This is a genomic window from Phenylobacterium sp., from assembly GCF_036495085.1.
Classification (GTDB): Bacteria; Pseudomonadota; Alphaproteobacteria; order Caulobacterales; family Caulobacteraceae; genus Phenylobacterium.
This window is the reverse complement of sequence record NZ_DASXNL010000143.1, coordinates 1-15290: the sequence shown is the minus strand read 5'-3', so window position 1 is coordinate 15290 and position 15290 is coordinate 1. Positions and strand designations below refer to the sequence as shown.

The window sequence follows — 15290 nt, the reverse complement described above, 5'->3', positions numbered from 1 at the left end:
CGACTGTCCCTACAGGCGGCGTTGACACGCTTGCTGGACGGCACCGGCTGCACTTACCGGATGATCGACCCTCGCGCCGTCGAGGTGGTCGCTGTGGTCGCCGCAACCAGCCCGCCCATCTTGCCCCGCGCACAGCCCCGCCCCGCGCCGAACCCCGCCCTCGACGAGGTCCTTGTGGTGGCCACGCGCCGTCCGGCCCGCGCTGAAAACCTGGCCTATGCCGTTAGCCTCCTGGACCAGCGCACGCTGATCCAGACGGACGTTCAAGACGTCAGCGCGCTGGCCGGCGCTGCGCCGTCGATGACTGTGACCAACCTCGGGCCGGGTCGCGACAAGATCCTGATCCGTGGCCTTTCGGACGGTCCGCTGACCGGCCGCACTCAAGCCACGGTGGGCGTCTACCTCGACGACGTCCGCCTGACCTACAACGCCCCCGATCCCGACCTGCGCCTCACCGACATGGGGCAGATCGAGGTGCTGCGCGGGCCGCAGGGCGCGCTCTATGGCGCGGGGTCGCTGGGCGGTGTGGTTCAGCTGGTCACCGTCCAGCCCATGAGCGGTCAATTCGGCGGGTGGGTCTCGGCCAGCGGCGGCTGGACGCGAAACGGGGATCCCTCGAACGCCCTCGACGGCATGGTCAACCTGCCGTTGCTGGGCGGCCGAGGAGCCCTGCGGCTGGTCGGCTACCGCGAGGTCGAGGGCGGCTATATCGATGACGCCGCGCTTGGCCTCAGCAACGTAAACGGCATGGTGCGGGCGGGCGGCCGCGCCGCGGCCAGCCTGGAGATCGACGACCACTGGACAATTGCGGCCGGCCTCGTGGGCCAGGGTATCAACTCCGACGACACCCAGTACGCCGTGGCGGGCCAGCCGCCGTACACGCGGCGCAATCAACTGCGCGAGCCGCACGATAACGACTTCGCCGAGGCCAATCTTGGCCTCAGAGGCGATTTCGACAGCTTCGACGCCCGCTGGACGACGGCGTTCGTGCGCCACAGGCTCTATAGCCGCTACGACGCCAGCGCCGCTCCCCCGGTGCAGTCCCCGCCGGGCCCGACGGCCTTCGACGACGAGGACGCCATCCAAAGTGTCGTCAGCGAGGCGACGCTGTCACCGCGTCCCTCGGCGCCCATTCAATGGCTGGCCGGCGCCTTCTACAGCTACACCCGCCAGGACATCGGCCTGACACTGACCAGCCTCGCGGGCGCCCCGCTGCAGCTCTTCGGCGAGGAGCGGCACGACCGGCTGGACGAATATGCGCTGTTTGGAGAGGCCGTCCTGCCCCTGACCCATCGGGTCAGCTTCACCGTGGGTGGCCGCGCGTTCCTGTCGGACACCGAGGTGCGCAGCGGCCCTGGCCTGGCGCCGGCCGGCCCGGACCCGTTCTTCGGCCATTTCAGTCACGAAGGCTTCGCGCCGAAGATGATGCTTTCCTACCAACACAGCCCCGGCCTGTTGGTGTACGCCCAGGCGGCCGAAGGATATCGGGCCGGCGGGATCAACACCACCGGCGTTCCCGGCCAGGTCTTCAGCAACGATGGCGGGTCCGAGCCCAACCGCTTCTACCAGGGTGACGAGTTGTGGACCTTGGAAGCCGGCGTCCGGGCCAGCACCGAGGACGGCCGCATCGTCGTCCGCTCAGCGATCTTCCGGTCCGCCTGGAGCAACATACAGAGCGATCAACTGCTCCCCTCAGGTCTGCCGTTCACCGCCAACATCGGCGACGGGCGCAACATCGGATTGGAGTTCGAGGGACGCTACGCCGCAGGCGAATTCTGGCTACGAGGGAGTTTCCTGATCGATTCGCCCGAGCTGGACCGGGCGAACCCGGCCTTTCCGGCGCGGCCGGACCTGGGACTGGCCGGCGTCCCCGGCGTGCAGGCCAACGCTTCAGCGCACTACGCCTGGCCGCTCGCGCAGGGCCGCCGGCTGGAGCTGGACGGCCGTTACGCCTACGTGGGAGCCTCGCACCTCACCTTCGACGCCGTGACCTCGCCGCGCATGGGGGGCTATTCGACCAGCCGTCTGGCCACGACGCTTACGGACGAGCGCTGGCGCCTGACGCTGGCCGCCGAGAACCTGGCCGACACCTACGCCAACACCTTCGCCTACGGCAATCCGTTCACCCTGCGGACCGAGCGCCAGATCACGCCGCTTCGTCCCACCACCGTCTCCCTCGCCCTCAGCGTCGCCTACTGATGTCTCGCTTACGGGCCTACTCCCGCGCCAGCACCGTCTCGGCGAGCGTCGAGCCCATGCGCTTGGCCGCATAGGTCGCCTTGATCTCGGCCGGATCGTAGGCCGGGCTCTGCACCCACTCGAGGTAGCTTAAGCCCGCCGGCTCGCCATCCGTCAGGTAGCGCTCGAGCGCATAGTCGAGGATGCCGGTGCGACCGCTGCGCAGATGCAGATAGCGCGGGTGCAGCTGGCCCAGGGCCTCGCTCATGGGGCGCTGCTGGCGGAGGTGGACGTAGAGCGCGCTCATCATGCCCGCGCGGTCGGCCCCCGACTTGCAATGCAGCAGCGCCGGGTAGGCGATGGTCTCGAAAAGCTCCTTGGCGGCGCGCACCTGGGCCGCGCTCGGCGCATCGCGCGAGGTCAGGGTGAAGTTGACCATCGTCAGCCCCAGCCGCTCGCAGGCGTCTTTCTCCAGGGCATGGAATCCGGCGTCGAACCCCCCGCGCAGGTTGATCACCGTGCGCACGCCGCGCGCCTTCCAGGCGGCCAACTGGTGCGGCCAGGGCTGGTTGGTGCGGACGAGCTCGTCGGAGATCCAGTGGGCGTTGGAGAAGCCCAGCCGCAGGTAGGCGTGGTCGTTCCACAGGAAGTCCAGATAGGCCTTCCGCCGCCCGGCCGCCGTCGCGACATCGAATGCCAATTCCAGGTCTCCGCTGCCGGCCCCTTTAAGGCCGCGCCGGCGTCCCTAGCACCGATCGCCGGCCGCGTCGCTGCGGCGGTTGAGGGTGATCGCTGTCCATGTCGTCTCCCCCACGCGACCCGGCTGGGTGGGACGCAGGCGTAGTGACGGAGGCCCGACCATGGCCGGCTTGGATTGGAATGTGATCGACGCTGCGCGCCTGGTGCGCGACCCCTTCGACCACATTGCGCTGCCCCAGGTGCTGGAGCCCGCCTGCGCTGCCGCCATCCCGCAGGAATTCCCGCAGATCCGAAGCTCCGGCTCGTTCTCGCTCAGCGATGCGCCTCCCGGCCCGGCGCTCAGCGGCCTGATCGAGGACCTGCTCTCAGAGCGCTTCCGTCAGCGCATGGGAGAGGTGTTCGACGTCAGCCTGGCCGGGCGGCCGGCCGTTGTGACCCTGCGCGGCCAGTGCTCGGCGCGCGACGGGCGGATCCACACCGATTCCAAGACGAAGGTGATATCGCTGCTGCTCTACCTCAACGAAACCTGGCCGACGCCCGAGGGTCAGCTTCGCCTGCTGCGGAGCGGCGCAAACCTTGAAGACATCGGCGTGCAGATTCCGGCGACAATGGGGTCACTGGTCGCCTTCAGGCGCACCGACACCTCCTGGCACGGCCACACGTCGTATGGCGGCCGGCGCCGGGTCGTGCAGCTCAACTACCTGGAGACCGCCCGCGCCTCGGTCGTGGGCGCGATCCGCCATCGCCTCTCGGCGCTCACCAAGCCGCTTGTCAACGCGTGAGGGAGGCCAAGGCGCCTCCCGCATCAACGGGCCTGCGGGTCTGGTATCTGACCACCGGTGAGACTGGCTCAAGACAGCAGGCCCGCGGGCTCGCGCTCGAGCTGTCGCCGACGGCCGAGGAGCGCGTGGTCCAGGTCAGCCGCCCGTGGGCGGCGCTGCCCGCACGGCTCACCCGCCTCACGCTCGCCGGGATTTCCGAAGTCGAAGGCCGCCTCGCCCCGCCCTGGCCCGACGTGCTGGTCAGCTGCGGCCGGCGCGCCGCGCTCGCCGCCATGGCGGTGCGCCGACGCAGCGGCCGTCCAATGGTCAGCGTGGCCATACAGCCGCCTCCGCTCCCGGAGGCCTTCGACCTGGTCGTCGCCATGGCCCACGACGACCTCAGCGGCCCCAATGTGACGCATATCCGGACCGCCCTGCACGGCGTACGGCCCTCAGTCCTCGCCGCGGCGCGAGATCTGGCCGATCCCAGGTTTGCATCGCTGCCGAGGCCCTGGACGGGGGTGTTGCTCGGCGGATCGACCCAGCGTTATCGCTTTACCGTCGAGGACGCGGACCGCCTGATCTCCGACCTCGACGCCCTGCGCGCGCAGACCGGCGGCTCGCTGCTCATCACGCCTTCGCGCCGCACGCCGCCTGAGGTCATCGCAGCCCTTGGTTGGCGCTACGACGGCGATCCGACTGTCTTCCTGTGGGACGGCGTCGGGCCCAATCCCTATCTGCCGATCCTCGCGACGGCCGATGAGTTGCTGGTCACCAGCGATAGCATCTCGATGATCTCCGAGGCGCTGGCGACCCAGGCGCGGGTCTGGATCCATAGCGTGGCCGGGGGGCGTCGGCACTTAAGCTTCGTCGCCCAGTTGCTCGAGGAGCGACTGGTGGCCCGCGTCGGTGATCCGGCGCCGATCAGCCGCCCGAACGGCGTGGATGAGACTGAGCGTCTGGCCGCCATCGTCAGGATGCTCGCGGTGGAAAAACTCGGGGTCGCCTTGCCGGTCCTGGCCCCCGCCCAGGCCGACGTCGCCGCCGTATGGTGACCGCCACCGCAACGTTTGAACCGGCGCGCACTCGGCCCGGTGAGCTGACCCCGACCCATGTCGCGGTCGCAATCATCGCGGCCTTCACCGTGCTTCGCCTGATCTCGGCGACCCTGGTGGGGCTGGGGGTCGACGAGGCCTACACCCTGGCGATCGCGCGCCAACTGCAGCTTTCCTACTTCGACCACCCGCCGCTCCACCTGTGGATCGTCCACCTGTTCAGTGGCGCGTTGGGATATGGCCGCCTGGCGCGGCTGCCGTTCATCGCGCTATTCGCCGGCACGAGCTGGCTGCTGTTCGTCCTGACCGCGCGCCTGTTCGGGCCGCGGGCGGGCATCTGGGCGCTCGTGACCCTCAACGTCTCGGCCTTCTTCACCGTGGCCGCAGGCTCGTGGGTGCTGCCCGATGGGCCGCTGCTGTTCTGCCTCTTGGGGACCGCGGTCCATGCCGAACGCCTGATGTTCACTCGGGCCTTCGCTTATGACCGCGCTGAATGGGGACGCTGGCTGGCGATCGGCGCCTGGCTGGGCATGGCGGCCCTGGCCAAGTACCAGGCCGTGACCTTGGCGATCGGACTGGGGCTCTTCCTGGTCACCACGCCGCGCGGCCGCGCCTGGCTTGGGCGCCCGCAGCCCTACGTCGCGGCCCTTCTGACCCTGGTGATCCTGGCGCCGGTGATCGTGTGGAACGCCCAGCACGACTGGGCCTCGTTCGCCTTCCAGGGGGGGCGCGCGGCGGGAGCACACGGCCTGCGACCGCTCGCGCCCTTGGCGGCCCTGGCCGGGCAGGCGGTCCTGCTGCTGCCGTGGATCTTCGTCCCTCTGGCCTGGGCGACATGGCGGGCGTTAAGGAGCGGCCCGGCCGAGCCCCGCAGCTGGCTGTGCGTGTCCCTGGGTCTGCCGGGGGTGATCCTTTTCACGCTGACGCCGCTCTGGGGACAGTCAGCGTTGCCACACTGGGCGATGCCGTCGTGGCTCATGCTGATCCCACTGCTGGCCGAGCGCCTCGGCGAAGACGACCGGGAACACCGATGGCCTCGGGCCTGGATGATCTTCGCCCTCGCCGCCTGCGCCGCCTTGTGGATCACGCTGGCGGGCGAGGCGGCCACCGGCTGGATCGGCCGCGCGTGGCCGGCGACGTTCGTCAAGGGCGACCCCACGTTGGAGTCCGTCGAATGGATGCCGCCCGGCGGGCTCGCGCAGGCTGAGGCCGGTCTGACCCGACCGTTCGTCGTGGCCATGAAGTGGAACGAGGCCGGGCGTGCGCGGGCGCTATTTTCGGATCGCACGCCGGTGATGGTGTTCTCCGACGATCCCCGCGGGTTCGGCGACCTTAGGGGCGACGGGCCGCTCGTTGGGCGAGACGCCCTGATCTTCGTGAAGCCGGAGGACCTGGCCACAGGTCTTGGCCGCGTCAGCCGCTGCTTCGAGGCCGTGACGCCGATGAAGGACGCCTCCATCGGACGCGGCGGCTATACCGAGCTCTCGGTGCATGTTTTCGACGGCCACCGGCTGAAGCCCGCCTGCTCGGACCTCGGCCGGCGCAGCGATACGGCGCGGCGCCAGTGGCTTGCGTTGAAGGCGCAGGACGCGCCTTAGCGGCCCTTGGCGCCCTGCCCTTTCGGCGGCTCCGCAGGGCAGCTGTCACTGAGACGCCGCGCGACCGTCGAGCCGGTCCCCTGCAGCGGAACGCCGGCCAATCTTGTGCGTAGCTCCACCTTCAGCTGGAAGGCGGTCGGCTCGTAGGTCCCCTCGGCCTTGACCTGCGCCACCTGGCCGTGCGTCTCCACGCAGGTCCCGCTCATCGAGAGCCTCCCGTCACCCACCTGCCGGGTCGGATAGGTGCAGGTGTAGTGCGCGTTGCTCGGCCCCTGCAGCACGTTGCCGACGTCGGCGGCGGAGAAGCACTTGCGGTCCCGGGTCTTGAAAGGCAGCACGAACACCCAGGTGTTGCGCAGTTCCCAGTAACCCGGGAGCGGCGCACCAGCGCTCTCACCTTCAAAGACGGCGGGCGGCGCTTGGGGAAGGGCGAACATCACCGCGGCTCTCTCACAGATCTACTCGGCAGGCACGGGTGTTCACGCCATGGACGCCATGATCTGGCGCAGTTCAGCTGAGCGGTCTAGCGCCATTAAGGCCGCAGACGTTGCGACTCGTCCCGGCGCGCGCCTTATCACCCTTTAGAGGCCCGACGTTCGGACCTGGCCGACGCGGTGAGCGGCGCCGCCCTCGATGCCCCTGACCAGGAGCTTGCTGATCTCGCGCAGCCAAAGGACCGAACTGGCCGTGCCGACGCAGACCAGCCAGTCGCCGGGCGTGAGGCTGACCGTCGAGAAGGCGGCCTGCAGGAGCGGTACATAGACCACGGCGATCTGCAGGGCGACGGAGAGCGCCAGCGCCGCCCAAAGCCAGCGGTTGGCGAAAAGTCCCGAGAAGGCGCTGCGTTCGTCCGAGCGCGCGTTCAGGGCATTGAAAAGCTGGAACATCGTGAGCGTCGTGAACGCCATGGTCTGGGCGTAGGCGACCGTCCCGGCGCCTTCGATCAACCCGCCCGGCAGCGATGCGTCGAACACCAGCAGGGTTCCGACCGCCATCACGACACCAACGAAGAGGATGCCCAGCCACATGCGCACTGTGATCACCCCTTCGCCGCGCGGCCGCGGTAGCTGGCGCATGACACCTGCGTCAGGAGGGTCGACGCCGAGCGCCAGGGCAGGTGCGCCGTCGGTGACCAGGTTGATCCAGAGGATCTGCGTTGCGAGCAGCGGCAGGACCACACCACCGCCATCGCCGCCGATGCCGATAACCCCTGCCAGCACGACGCCGAAGAACATGGTCATCACCTCTCCGATGTTCGACGACAGCAGGTAACGCAGGAATTTGCGGATGTTGGCGAAGATCGCCCGGCCCTCCTCGACGGCCGCAACGATGGTGGCGAAGTTGTCGTCAGCCAGGATCATGTCGGCAGCCTGCTTGGAGACGTCGGTGCCGGTGATCCCCATGGCCACGCCGATGTCGGCGGTCTTAAGCGCAGGTGCGTCATTGACCCCGTCGCCAGTCATGGCGACGATCTGACCATTCTTCTGCAACGCCCGGACGATCCTGAGCTTGTGGTCGGGATTGACGCGCGCATAGACGGAGACTTCGCGCACGGTCTGCTCGAGCGCGGCCTCGGACATCTCGGTCAGCTCCGCCCCGGTGACGACGCGGCCATTTTCGGTGATGCGGAGTTCGTCGGCGATCACCCCGGCAGTGCGCGGGTGGTCCCCGGTGATCATGATCACCCGGATGCCGGCGGCCCGCGCCTCGGCGATCGCGGCGCGGGCTTCGATCCGCGGCGGATCGATCATCCCGATGAGGCCCAGGAACACGAGGTCCCGCTCGACCGTCTCGCCCACCGCCTCTGGCGCCGGGGAGCCGGCCGGGAGGGGGCGGAAGGCGACGCCGAGCGTGCGCAGGGCCTGGCCGGCGAGGTCTTCGTTGGCGGCGAGAATGGCCTTACGGCGGGCCCCATCCAGCGGGCGGATCTCTTCGCCCGCCTGCTCGTGGGTGCAGCGGCCGAGCAGGACGTCGGCCGCGCCCTTGGCGCAGACAACGAGCCCGCCTTCGCGCTCGGCATCGGTGTTGACGGTGCTCATCAGTTTCCGCTCGGAGGAGAATGGGACTTCGGCGACGCGTGCGAACCTCGCATCGAGCGCCTCGGCCTCCAGTCCCGCCTTGCGCGCGGCTACGATGAGGGCGCCATCGGTCGGATCGCCCTGCACTGACCAGGCCCCGTCGCGCGACTGCAGGACCGCATTGTTGGCGCGGTCGGCGGCGGCCAGGGTGCGAACGAGCTCGCGCCGCAACGGCCCGTCTATCTCTCCGCCGCCACGTCGGGTGACCGCCCCCTGCGGCGAATAGCCGGCGCCCTCCAGGTCGACGCTGCCGCTGGCCGTGACGATGTGGCGAACCGTCATCTCGTTGCGGGTCAGCGTGCCGGTCTTGTCCGAGGCGATGACATTGGCTGACCCGAGGGTCTCAACCGCGGCGAGACGACGGATGATCGCGTTGCGTTTGGCCATGCGTTGGACGCCAAGCGACAGCACCGCAGTCACCACCGCCGGCAGCCCTTCCGGCACCGCCGCGACCGCGAGGGCCACACCCAGGATGAGCACATCGAAGATCGCCGCCAGCCCCCGGACCTCCTTGAAGACCAGGATCGCGCCGATCATCACCACGGCGATAGCCACAACGCCCAGGCCGAGCCTGCGCCCGGTGCGGTCGAGTTCGGCCTGCAGGGGCGTGGCCTCGGCGGGCGTGGACTTGAGCGCGCCTGCGATGCGCCCCATCTCCGTCTCCATGCCGGTGGCGGTGACGATCGCGCTGGCGCGGCCGTAGGTCGCCGCGGTGCCGCTGAAGAGCATGTTGTGGCGGTCGCCGAGCACGGCCTCGCCTTGCGCGGCCGAGATCGCCTTGGCCACAGGAAGGCTCTCGCCGGTAAGCGGGGCCTCGGCGGTCATGAGAGAGGCGCAGCTGACCAGCCGCGCATCGGCCGGGATCGTGTCGCCCTCTTCGATGAGGATGATATCGCCGGGCACGATCTCCGAGGCCGGGATTCGCTGGCGCGTCGCATCGCGCACGACGCTGGCGTGCGCGGCCGACATTTGCTGCAAGGCCGCCACCGCCTGCTCGGCGCGCGCCCCCTGCACAAATCCCATGAGGGCGTTCAGGATCACGATGGCCAGGATTGCGCTGGCCTCATAGGGCCATGGCGTGTCGCGCTCCAGCGCCCACAGGCCCGCCGACAACAGGGCTGCGGCGATCAGCAGGAGGACGAGGACGTCGCTGAACTGGGCGAGGAGCTTGCGCCAGGCGGGCACAGGAGGCTCAGCGGTCAGCTCGTTGGCGCCGTATTTCGCGCGCCGTGACGCCACCTCCGCGGTCGTGAGGCCACGCTCGGTATCAACGGCCAGCCCCTCGGCGACTTCGGCGACAGTGAGCCGATAGGGGGCTTGGCCCAAGGGCGCCGGGGCGTCAGCGATGCTCGCTTGCTCAGGAGGCAACGCCGGCGCCTCCGTGTGTGCAGGTCGCTTGGGTGTTGGGGGCGCGCTGCCCCCTTGGTGAGATGCCGGGCGTCATTTGGATTATTCCATCGGGCGCGGTCCCGCCCGAAGAGGCCAACCTGTTAAGGTGGCAGCCTATGGGCAGCCCAACGGGTCGCACATCGGGTGAAACACCCAACCTGGCGGCCCTGCCCTATGAGTTTCATCCCTGCGCAGGGGCGCTGGCCCGTCGGTCAGGAGATCGCAGCCGATGGCGCTCAAGCCCGCGCACATGCGCCTGACTTCGTCGTACACCCAGGTCTCGGGCTCGGCGCGCGCCGAGCCAAATACCGTCACCCGATACCTTTCCTTCCTGGACGGGCGAAGGCGGCTCAGGCTGTTCACCGTGGACCAGAGGCCGAAGAGCGTGTCGACCAGAACGCGGCGAACGCCTTCTTCGTCATCGAGGCCGATGGTGCGCGGGCTTCGGATGTGGGGGATGCAGAGCTCATCGGAGGGATCCTTGCTCGCCTGCGTCCAGGCCCCGCGGCGCGCGCCCGGACCGGACAGTGACCCGGGGCTTTCTCAACTGAGCCATGAACCCGCGGGCCTCGCCCAGGCTCCTCGCGCTACGGCTTGTGTCCCCTGAAATTCGGGGATTCACCGGATGGATGTTTGCTCCTCCTGGGCGTCCAGTCTCGCTGGCCCCCGGCCGAGGCAGGCTTCCTTGGACTGGGCCATAGCGTCATGGCTTGAAGCCACGATCGACCCATCTGGAAGGAGCGCGACCTTGTCGACCTCCGCAACTGAACCGGGGCGCGGCGCAACCGCAGCCCGCAGCGCGTCGCGTCCCAGGGCGAAGGGCTCCGACGCCGCCGTGGACGGCCTCTTGGCCACAGCAAGAGCTCTGATCGTCAGGGGCAAGGGAATCCTCGCTGCCGACGAGACCGTGCCTACGCTGACACGACGCTTCGAGCCGCTCGGCATAGCCTCCACCGCAGAAAGTCGCCGCACCTACCGGGAGATGCTGTTCACGGCGCCGGCGGTCGCGGAGTTCATCAGCGGCGTCATCCTGCACGACGAGACGATCCGACAGTCCGGTTCGTCCGGCGCCCCGCTCGCAAGGCAGTTGGCGGATCAGGGCATCGTGCCTGGCATCAAGGTCGACACCGGAGCAAAGCCACTAGCCGGTTGGCCCGGCGAGACGGTGACCGAAGGGCTGGACGGCCTGCGCGATCGCCTGGCCGAATACCGCGGCCTGGGCGCCCATTTCGCCAAGTGGCGGGCGGTCATTCGCATCTCGGACCAGGCGCCCAGCCGCGCGTGCGTGGCCGCAAACGCCCATGCGCTCGCCCGCTACGCCGCACTTTGCCAGGAGCAGGACATCCTGCCGATCGTAGAGCCCGAAGTCCTGATGGAAGGGTCGCACAGCATCGAGGCTTGCGAGGACGTCACAGGGTCCGTCCTCGACGCCGTCTTCGATGCGCTCAGCCAACAGGGGGTCGTCCTTGAGGCCATGCTGCTGAAGCCCAACATGGTGGTTCCGGGCGCGGACAGTTCCGAAGCCGCTTCGGTCGAGGACGTCGCGATCGCCACGTTGCGCTGCCTGCGCCGACATGTCCCTGCCGCCGTGCCCGGGATCGTCTTCCTCTCCGGCGGTCAGAACCAGCGGCTGGCGAGCGTCCACCTCAATGCGATCAACCGGCTGCCCGGCGCGAAACCCTGGACCATCAGCTTTTCCTATGGGCGTGCGCTGCAGGACCCGGCGCTCGAGGCCTGGCACGGAAAGGACGCCAATCTTGCTGCGGGCCGCGAGGCCCTGGCGTGGCGGGCGCGCTTGAATGGCGCGGCCGCCCTCGGCGCCTACGACGACGACATGGAAAGCGCGCCATTCCCCGGCGAAGCGCGGGGCCACTGACCAGCCTGGGCTGCCATCAGGGCGCGCAGGTCTTGTATCCGCCTTACGGAGGCAATGATGTCGAGCCCGATAACCAAGAAAGCACGGACGTCAGCAGCGCTTTCCAGCAAGGAACGATCCTTGATCGACGCATACTGGAGAGCTGCAAACTATCTGTCGGTTGGGCAAATCTACCTCTACGACAATCCGTTGCTGAAGACGGCGCTATCAAAAGATCACATCAAGCCCCGCCTGCTTGGACACTGGGGGACAACTCCCGGTCTCAATTTCATCTATGCGCACCTGAACCGGCTCATAACCAAGCATGACCTCAGCATGATCTATATCACCGGCCCAGGTCACGGCGGACCGGCCCTGGTCGCCAACGCCTGGCTCGAGGGCGCCTACAGCGAGGTCTATCCGAACATCACCGCCGACGAGGCGGGCATGAAGAAACTCTTCAAGCAGTTCTCTTTCCCGGGCGGCATTCCGAGCCACGTCGCGCCTGAGACGCCAGGCTCGATCCACGAGGGCGGCGAACTCGGATACGCGCTCTCCCATGCCTATGGCGCAGCCTTTGACAACCCCGACCTGATCGTGGCCTGCGTCGTGGGCGATGGCGAGGCCGAGACCGGCCCGCTTGCGACCAGCTGGCATTCCAACAAGTTCCTGAACCCTGCGAGCGACGGCGTTGTCCTGCCGATCCTGCACCTGAACGGCTACAAGATCGCAAATCCGACGATCCTGGCCCGGATCAGCCACGACGAGCTCGAAGACCTGTTCCGCGGATACGGCTACACCCCCTACTTCGTGGAGGGCAGCGACCCCGCCGCGGTCCACGATCTGATGGCCTCGACGCTCGACACCGTCCTGGCCGACATCCAGCGCATCAAGGCGCAAGCGCGCAGCGGGGTGCGCGAGCGCCCACGCTGGCCGATGATCGTGATGCGCACGCCCAAGGGCTGGACCTGTCCGAAGGAGATCGATGGGCGGCGCACGGAGGACTACTGGCGCTCCCACCAGGTGCCGATGGGCCAGATGCACGAGAACCCGGAACACGTGCGCATCCTCGAGGAATGGATGAAGAGCTACCGTCCGGCGGAGCTTTTCGACGAAGACGGCCATCTGCGACCGGACCTGGCGGCGCTGGCGCCGCGGGGCGAGCGCCGCATGAGCGCAAATCCGCACGCCAACGGCGGCCTATTGCTGCGCGACCTCAGGCTTCCGGACTTCCGCGACTACGCTGTCGCGGTGACGAGCCCGGGCGCAACGACGGCAGAGTCGACCCGATCCATGGGCAAGTTCCTCGCCGACGTGATGAAGCTCAACATGGAGGCGCGCAATTTCCGGCTGTTCAGTCCCGACGAGAACAACTCCAACCGCTGGCAGGATGCGCTCGACGTCACCAACCGGACCTGGGAGGCCGACACCTATCCGTGGGACGACCACCTCGCGAAGGATGGCCGGGTCATGGAGATGCTCAGCGAGCACCAGTGCCAGGGGTGGCTCGAGGGCTACCTGCTCACCGGCCGGCACGGTTTCTTCTCGTGCTACGAGGCGTTCATCCACATCATCGACTCGATGTTCAACCAGCACGCCAAATGGCTGAAGGTGTGCAACGAGATCCCCTGGCGGCGGCCGATCGGCTCCCTCAACTACCTGCTCTCAAGCCATGTCTGGCGCCAGGACCACAACGGGTTCAGCCATCAGGATCCCGGCTTCATAGACCACGTGGTCAACAAGAAGGCCGAAGTGGTTCGCGTCTACCTGCCGCCGGACGCCAATTGCCTGCTCTCGGTCACCGACCACTGCCTGCGCAGCCGCAACTACGTCAACGTCGTGGTCGCGGGAAAGCAGCCCGCTCCGCAGTGGCTGACGATGGACGAGGCCATCAAGCACTGCACGGCCGGGCTCGGCATCTGGGAATGGGCCAGCAACGACCGGGGCGATGAGCCAGACGTCGTGATGGCCTGCTGCGGGGACGTGCCGACCCTGGAGACGCTGGCCGCGGTCGACCTGTTACGCCGCCTTGCCCCGGACCTGAAGATGCGCGTGATCAATGTCGTGAACCTGATGACGCTGCAGCCCAGGAGCGAGCATCCGCACGGCCTGTCGGACCGGGATTTCGATGCGCTGTTCACCACCGACAAGCCGGTCATCTTCGCGTTCCACGGATACCCCTGGCTCATCCACCGGCTGACCTATAGCCGCACCGGCCACGGGAATTTCCATGTGAGGGGATACAAGGAGGAGGGAACCACGAGCACGCCCTTCGACATGTGCGTCATGAATGAACTCGATCGGTTCCACCTGGTCGGCGACGTAATCGACCGGGTCTCCAAACTCGGCTCGCGCGCCGCCTACGCCAAGCAGGCGATCCGTGACAAGCTCCTCGAGCACAAGGACTATATCGAGCGCGTCGGCGACGACATGCCCGACATCTCCAACTGGACCTGGGGCCGTGAGGCGACAGCCGCCAGGACCACCTCGACCGAGGGGGACAACGTCTAAGACCAGGGCGAGGTGGACGTGAGGCTCTTCTGTATCAGGCACGGCGAGACGGAGTGGAGCCTCAGCGGCCAGCACACCGGGACGACCGACATCGCGCTGACCGACAACGGCCGGCGGCTGGCCGAGCGACTGCGGCCAATCCTTGCCGAGGAAACCTTCGCGCTCGTTCTCGTAAGCCCGCTCCAGCGGGCGCGGGAAACCTGCAAGCTCGCAGGGCTCGACGCCGGCGCGGTGATCGAGCCGGACCTCGTCGAGTGGAACTACGGGGAATATGAGGGGCTCACGCCTGCGCAGATCCACGCCACGGCGCCCGGCTGGATGATCTTCCGCGACGGCGCCCCAGGCGGCGAGGCGCCGGAAGAGATCGGCCGGCGGGTCGACAGGGTGATCGCCCGCGTACGCAAGGTCGAAGGCGATGTCGCGGTCTTCGCCCATGGCCACGTCCTGCGCGTCCTCGTATCGCGCTGGATCGCGCTGCCGCCGGAGGGCGGTCAGCGGTTCCTCCTGGACACCGGCACGCTCTGCGTCCTCGGATTCTACAGGGACGTACCAGCCATCAAGGTCTGGAACGCTCCCATGGGCGCCTGACGAAAGCTCAGACGAGAGCGCCTTGCCTCAGCGAGGAGCGCACCGTCTGGCCGGGCGTGAGCCTGCCCGTTGCGCCCGCCATCCGAATATCGATCGGGCCGCCCTCGACCAGCGTCACCTCCAAGGCGGCCTCGGCGATACGGACGGCGAGCAAACGGCCCCGCCAGCGCACATGGTAGGAGAGGCTCCGCAAATGCGCGGGAAGCTTCGGCTCGATCCCCAGGATGTCGCCGCTGAGGTCGAGGCCTCCAAAGCCCATCACGATCGCCTGCCAGATGCCGCCCACCCCTGCGATGCGCACGCCGCCGGCAGCGGCCGGGTCCGGGTCGAAGGCGACGATGTCGTGGAGGTAGCTCAGCGCCATATCGGTATCGCCCACCCGCGCCGCGACCAGCGCATGCATCGCCGGGCTAAGGGAACTGCCATGGCCGCAACGCGGCTCGTAATACCGGAAATTCGTCTCGGCCATCGCGCCGGAGAATTCCTCGGGCAAGAGCGCGATGAGGGCCACGACGTCGGCCTGCTTGACGACCTGCGAAGCCTGCGTGCGTTCGCGACCGATCAGCACGTCGACGGGG

General features: G+C 68.2%; 12 protein-coding genes. 8 read left to right on the top strand and 4 right to left on the bottom strand.

Going from position 1 to position 15290, the window contains the following annotated elements; translation table 11 throughout:
* On the top strand, window positions 1-2199 hold a 2199-nt coding region (locus VGI62_RS16310; protein ID WP_331505579.1), incomplete at its 5' end, for a TonB-dependent receptor.
* A 16-nt stretch (window positions 2200-2215) separates the two neighbouring features.
* Here the strand turns inward: VGI62_RS16310 and VGI62_RS16305 are convergent.
* The gene (locus tag VGI62_RS16305; protein ID WP_331505578.1) at window positions 2216-2878 is read right to left on the bottom strand and encodes a fused DSP-PTPase phosphatase/NAD kinase-like protein; all 663 of its coding nucleotides are present in this window, start codon (window positions 2876-2878) and stop codon (window positions 2216-2218) included.
* A 160-nt stretch (window positions 2879-3038) separates the two neighbouring features.
* Here VGI62_RS16305 and VGI62_RS16300 point away from each other — a divergent pair, with 160 nt between their 5' ends.
* The 3 genes from VGI62_RS16300 to VGI62_RS16290 are packed head-to-tail and all read left to right on the top strand — an operon-like array spanning window position 3039 to window position 6291.
* Complete coding sequence (locus VGI62_RS16300; RefSeq protein ID WP_331505576.1) at window positions 3039-3659, top strand: 2OG-Fe(II) oxygenase; 621 nt, start codon at window positions 3039-3041, stop codon at window positions 3657-3659.
* On the top strand, window positions 3656-4693 hold the full coding sequence (locus tag VGI62_RS16295; protein ID WP_331505575.1) for a mitochondrial fission ELM1 family protein: 1038 nt from the start codon (window positions 3656-3658) through the stop codon (window positions 4691-4693). The genes VGI62_RS16300 and VGI62_RS16295 overlap by 4 nt, the downstream gene beginning before the upstream one ends.
* Window positions 4687-6291 carry a glycosyltransferase family 39 protein gene (locus tag VGI62_RS16290; RefSeq protein WP_331505574.1) on the top strand — a complete coding sequence of 535 codons (1605 nt, stop codon included), beginning with the start codon at window positions 4687-4689 and terminating at the stop codon, window positions 6289-6291. Before VGI62_RS16295 ends, VGI62_RS16290 begins: the two co-directional genes overlap by 7 nt.
* Here VGI62_RS16290 and VGI62_RS16285 read toward each other — a convergent pair.
* Together VGI62_RS16285 and VGI62_RS16280 are read right to left on the bottom strand one after the other, a co-directional pair.
* Entirely contained in the window at window positions 6288-6728 is a 441-nt protein-coding gene (locus VGI62_RS16285; RefSeq protein ID WP_331505573.1) for a DUF3617 domain-containing protein, read from the bottom strand. The genes VGI62_RS16290 and VGI62_RS16285 overlap by 4 nt on opposite strands.
* 144 nt (window positions 6729-6872) lie before the next feature.
* Window positions 6873-9737, bottom strand: coding sequence for a cation-translocating P-type ATPase (locus VGI62_RS16280; RefSeq protein WP_331505572.1), 2865 nt, complete (start codon window positions 9735-9737; stop codon window positions 6873-6875).
* 195 nt (window positions 9738-9932) lie between these two features.
* Between VGI62_RS16280 and VGI62_RS16275 the strand changes: the two genes are divergently transcribed.
* The 4 genes from VGI62_RS16275 to VGI62_RS16260 all read left to right on the top strand — a co-directional run bounded on the left by VGI62_RS16275 (window position 9933) and on the right by VGI62_RS16260 (window position 14712).
* On the top strand, window positions 9933-10289 hold the full coding sequence (locus VGI62_RS16275) for a hypothetical protein (protein WP_331505571.1): 357 nt from the start codon (window positions 9933-9935) through the stop codon (window positions 10287-10289).
* Window positions 10290-10506: 217 nt separating this feature from the next.
* The gene (locus tag VGI62_RS16270) at window positions 10507-11634 is read left to right on the top strand and encodes a class I fructose-bisphosphate aldolase (RefSeq protein ID WP_331505570.1); all 1128 of its coding nucleotides are present in this window, start codon (window positions 10507-10509) and stop codon (window positions 11632-11634) included.
* Window positions 11635-11688: 54 nt separating this feature from the next.
* On the top strand, window positions 11689-14124 hold the full coding sequence (locus VGI62_RS16265; RefSeq protein WP_331505569.1) for a phosphoketolase family protein: 2436 nt from the start codon (window positions 11689-11691) through the stop codon (window positions 14122-14124).
* 18 nt (window positions 14125-14142) lie between these two features.
* The gene (locus VGI62_RS16260) at window positions 14143-14712 is read left to right on the top strand and encodes a histidine phosphatase family protein (protein ID WP_331505568.1); all 570 of its coding nucleotides are present in this window, start codon (window positions 14143-14145) and stop codon (window positions 14710-14712) included.
* Between the two features lie 7 nt (window positions 14713-14719).
* Here VGI62_RS16260 and VGI62_RS16255 read toward each other — a convergent pair.
* The coding region (locus VGI62_RS16255) for a glycosyl hydrolase family 65 protein (protein WP_331505567.1) at window positions 14720-15290 on the bottom strand (571 nt) is incomplete at its 5' end.

Coding starts and splice junctions, on each gene's coding strand:
- VGI62_RS16300 (WP_331505576.1), top strand. CDS start 3,039: ATGGCCGGCTTGGATTGGAATGTGATCGACGCTGCGCGCCTGGTGCGC.
- VGI62_RS16290 (WP_331505574.1), top strand. CDS start 4,687: ATGGTGACCGCCACCGCAACGTTTGAACCGGCGCGCACTCGGCCCGGT.
- VGI62_RS16285 (WP_331505573.1), bottom strand. CDS start 6,728: ATGTTCGCCCTTCCCCAAGCGCCGCCCGCCGTCTTTGAAGGTGAGAGC.
- VGI62_RS16275 (WP_331505571.1), top strand. CDS start 9,933: ATGAGTTTCATCCCTGCGCAGGGGCGCTGGCCCGTCGGTCAGGAGATC.
- VGI62_RS16265 (WP_331505569.1), top strand. CDS start 11,689: ATGATGTCGAGCCCGATAACCAAGAAAGCACGGACGTCAGCAGCGCTT.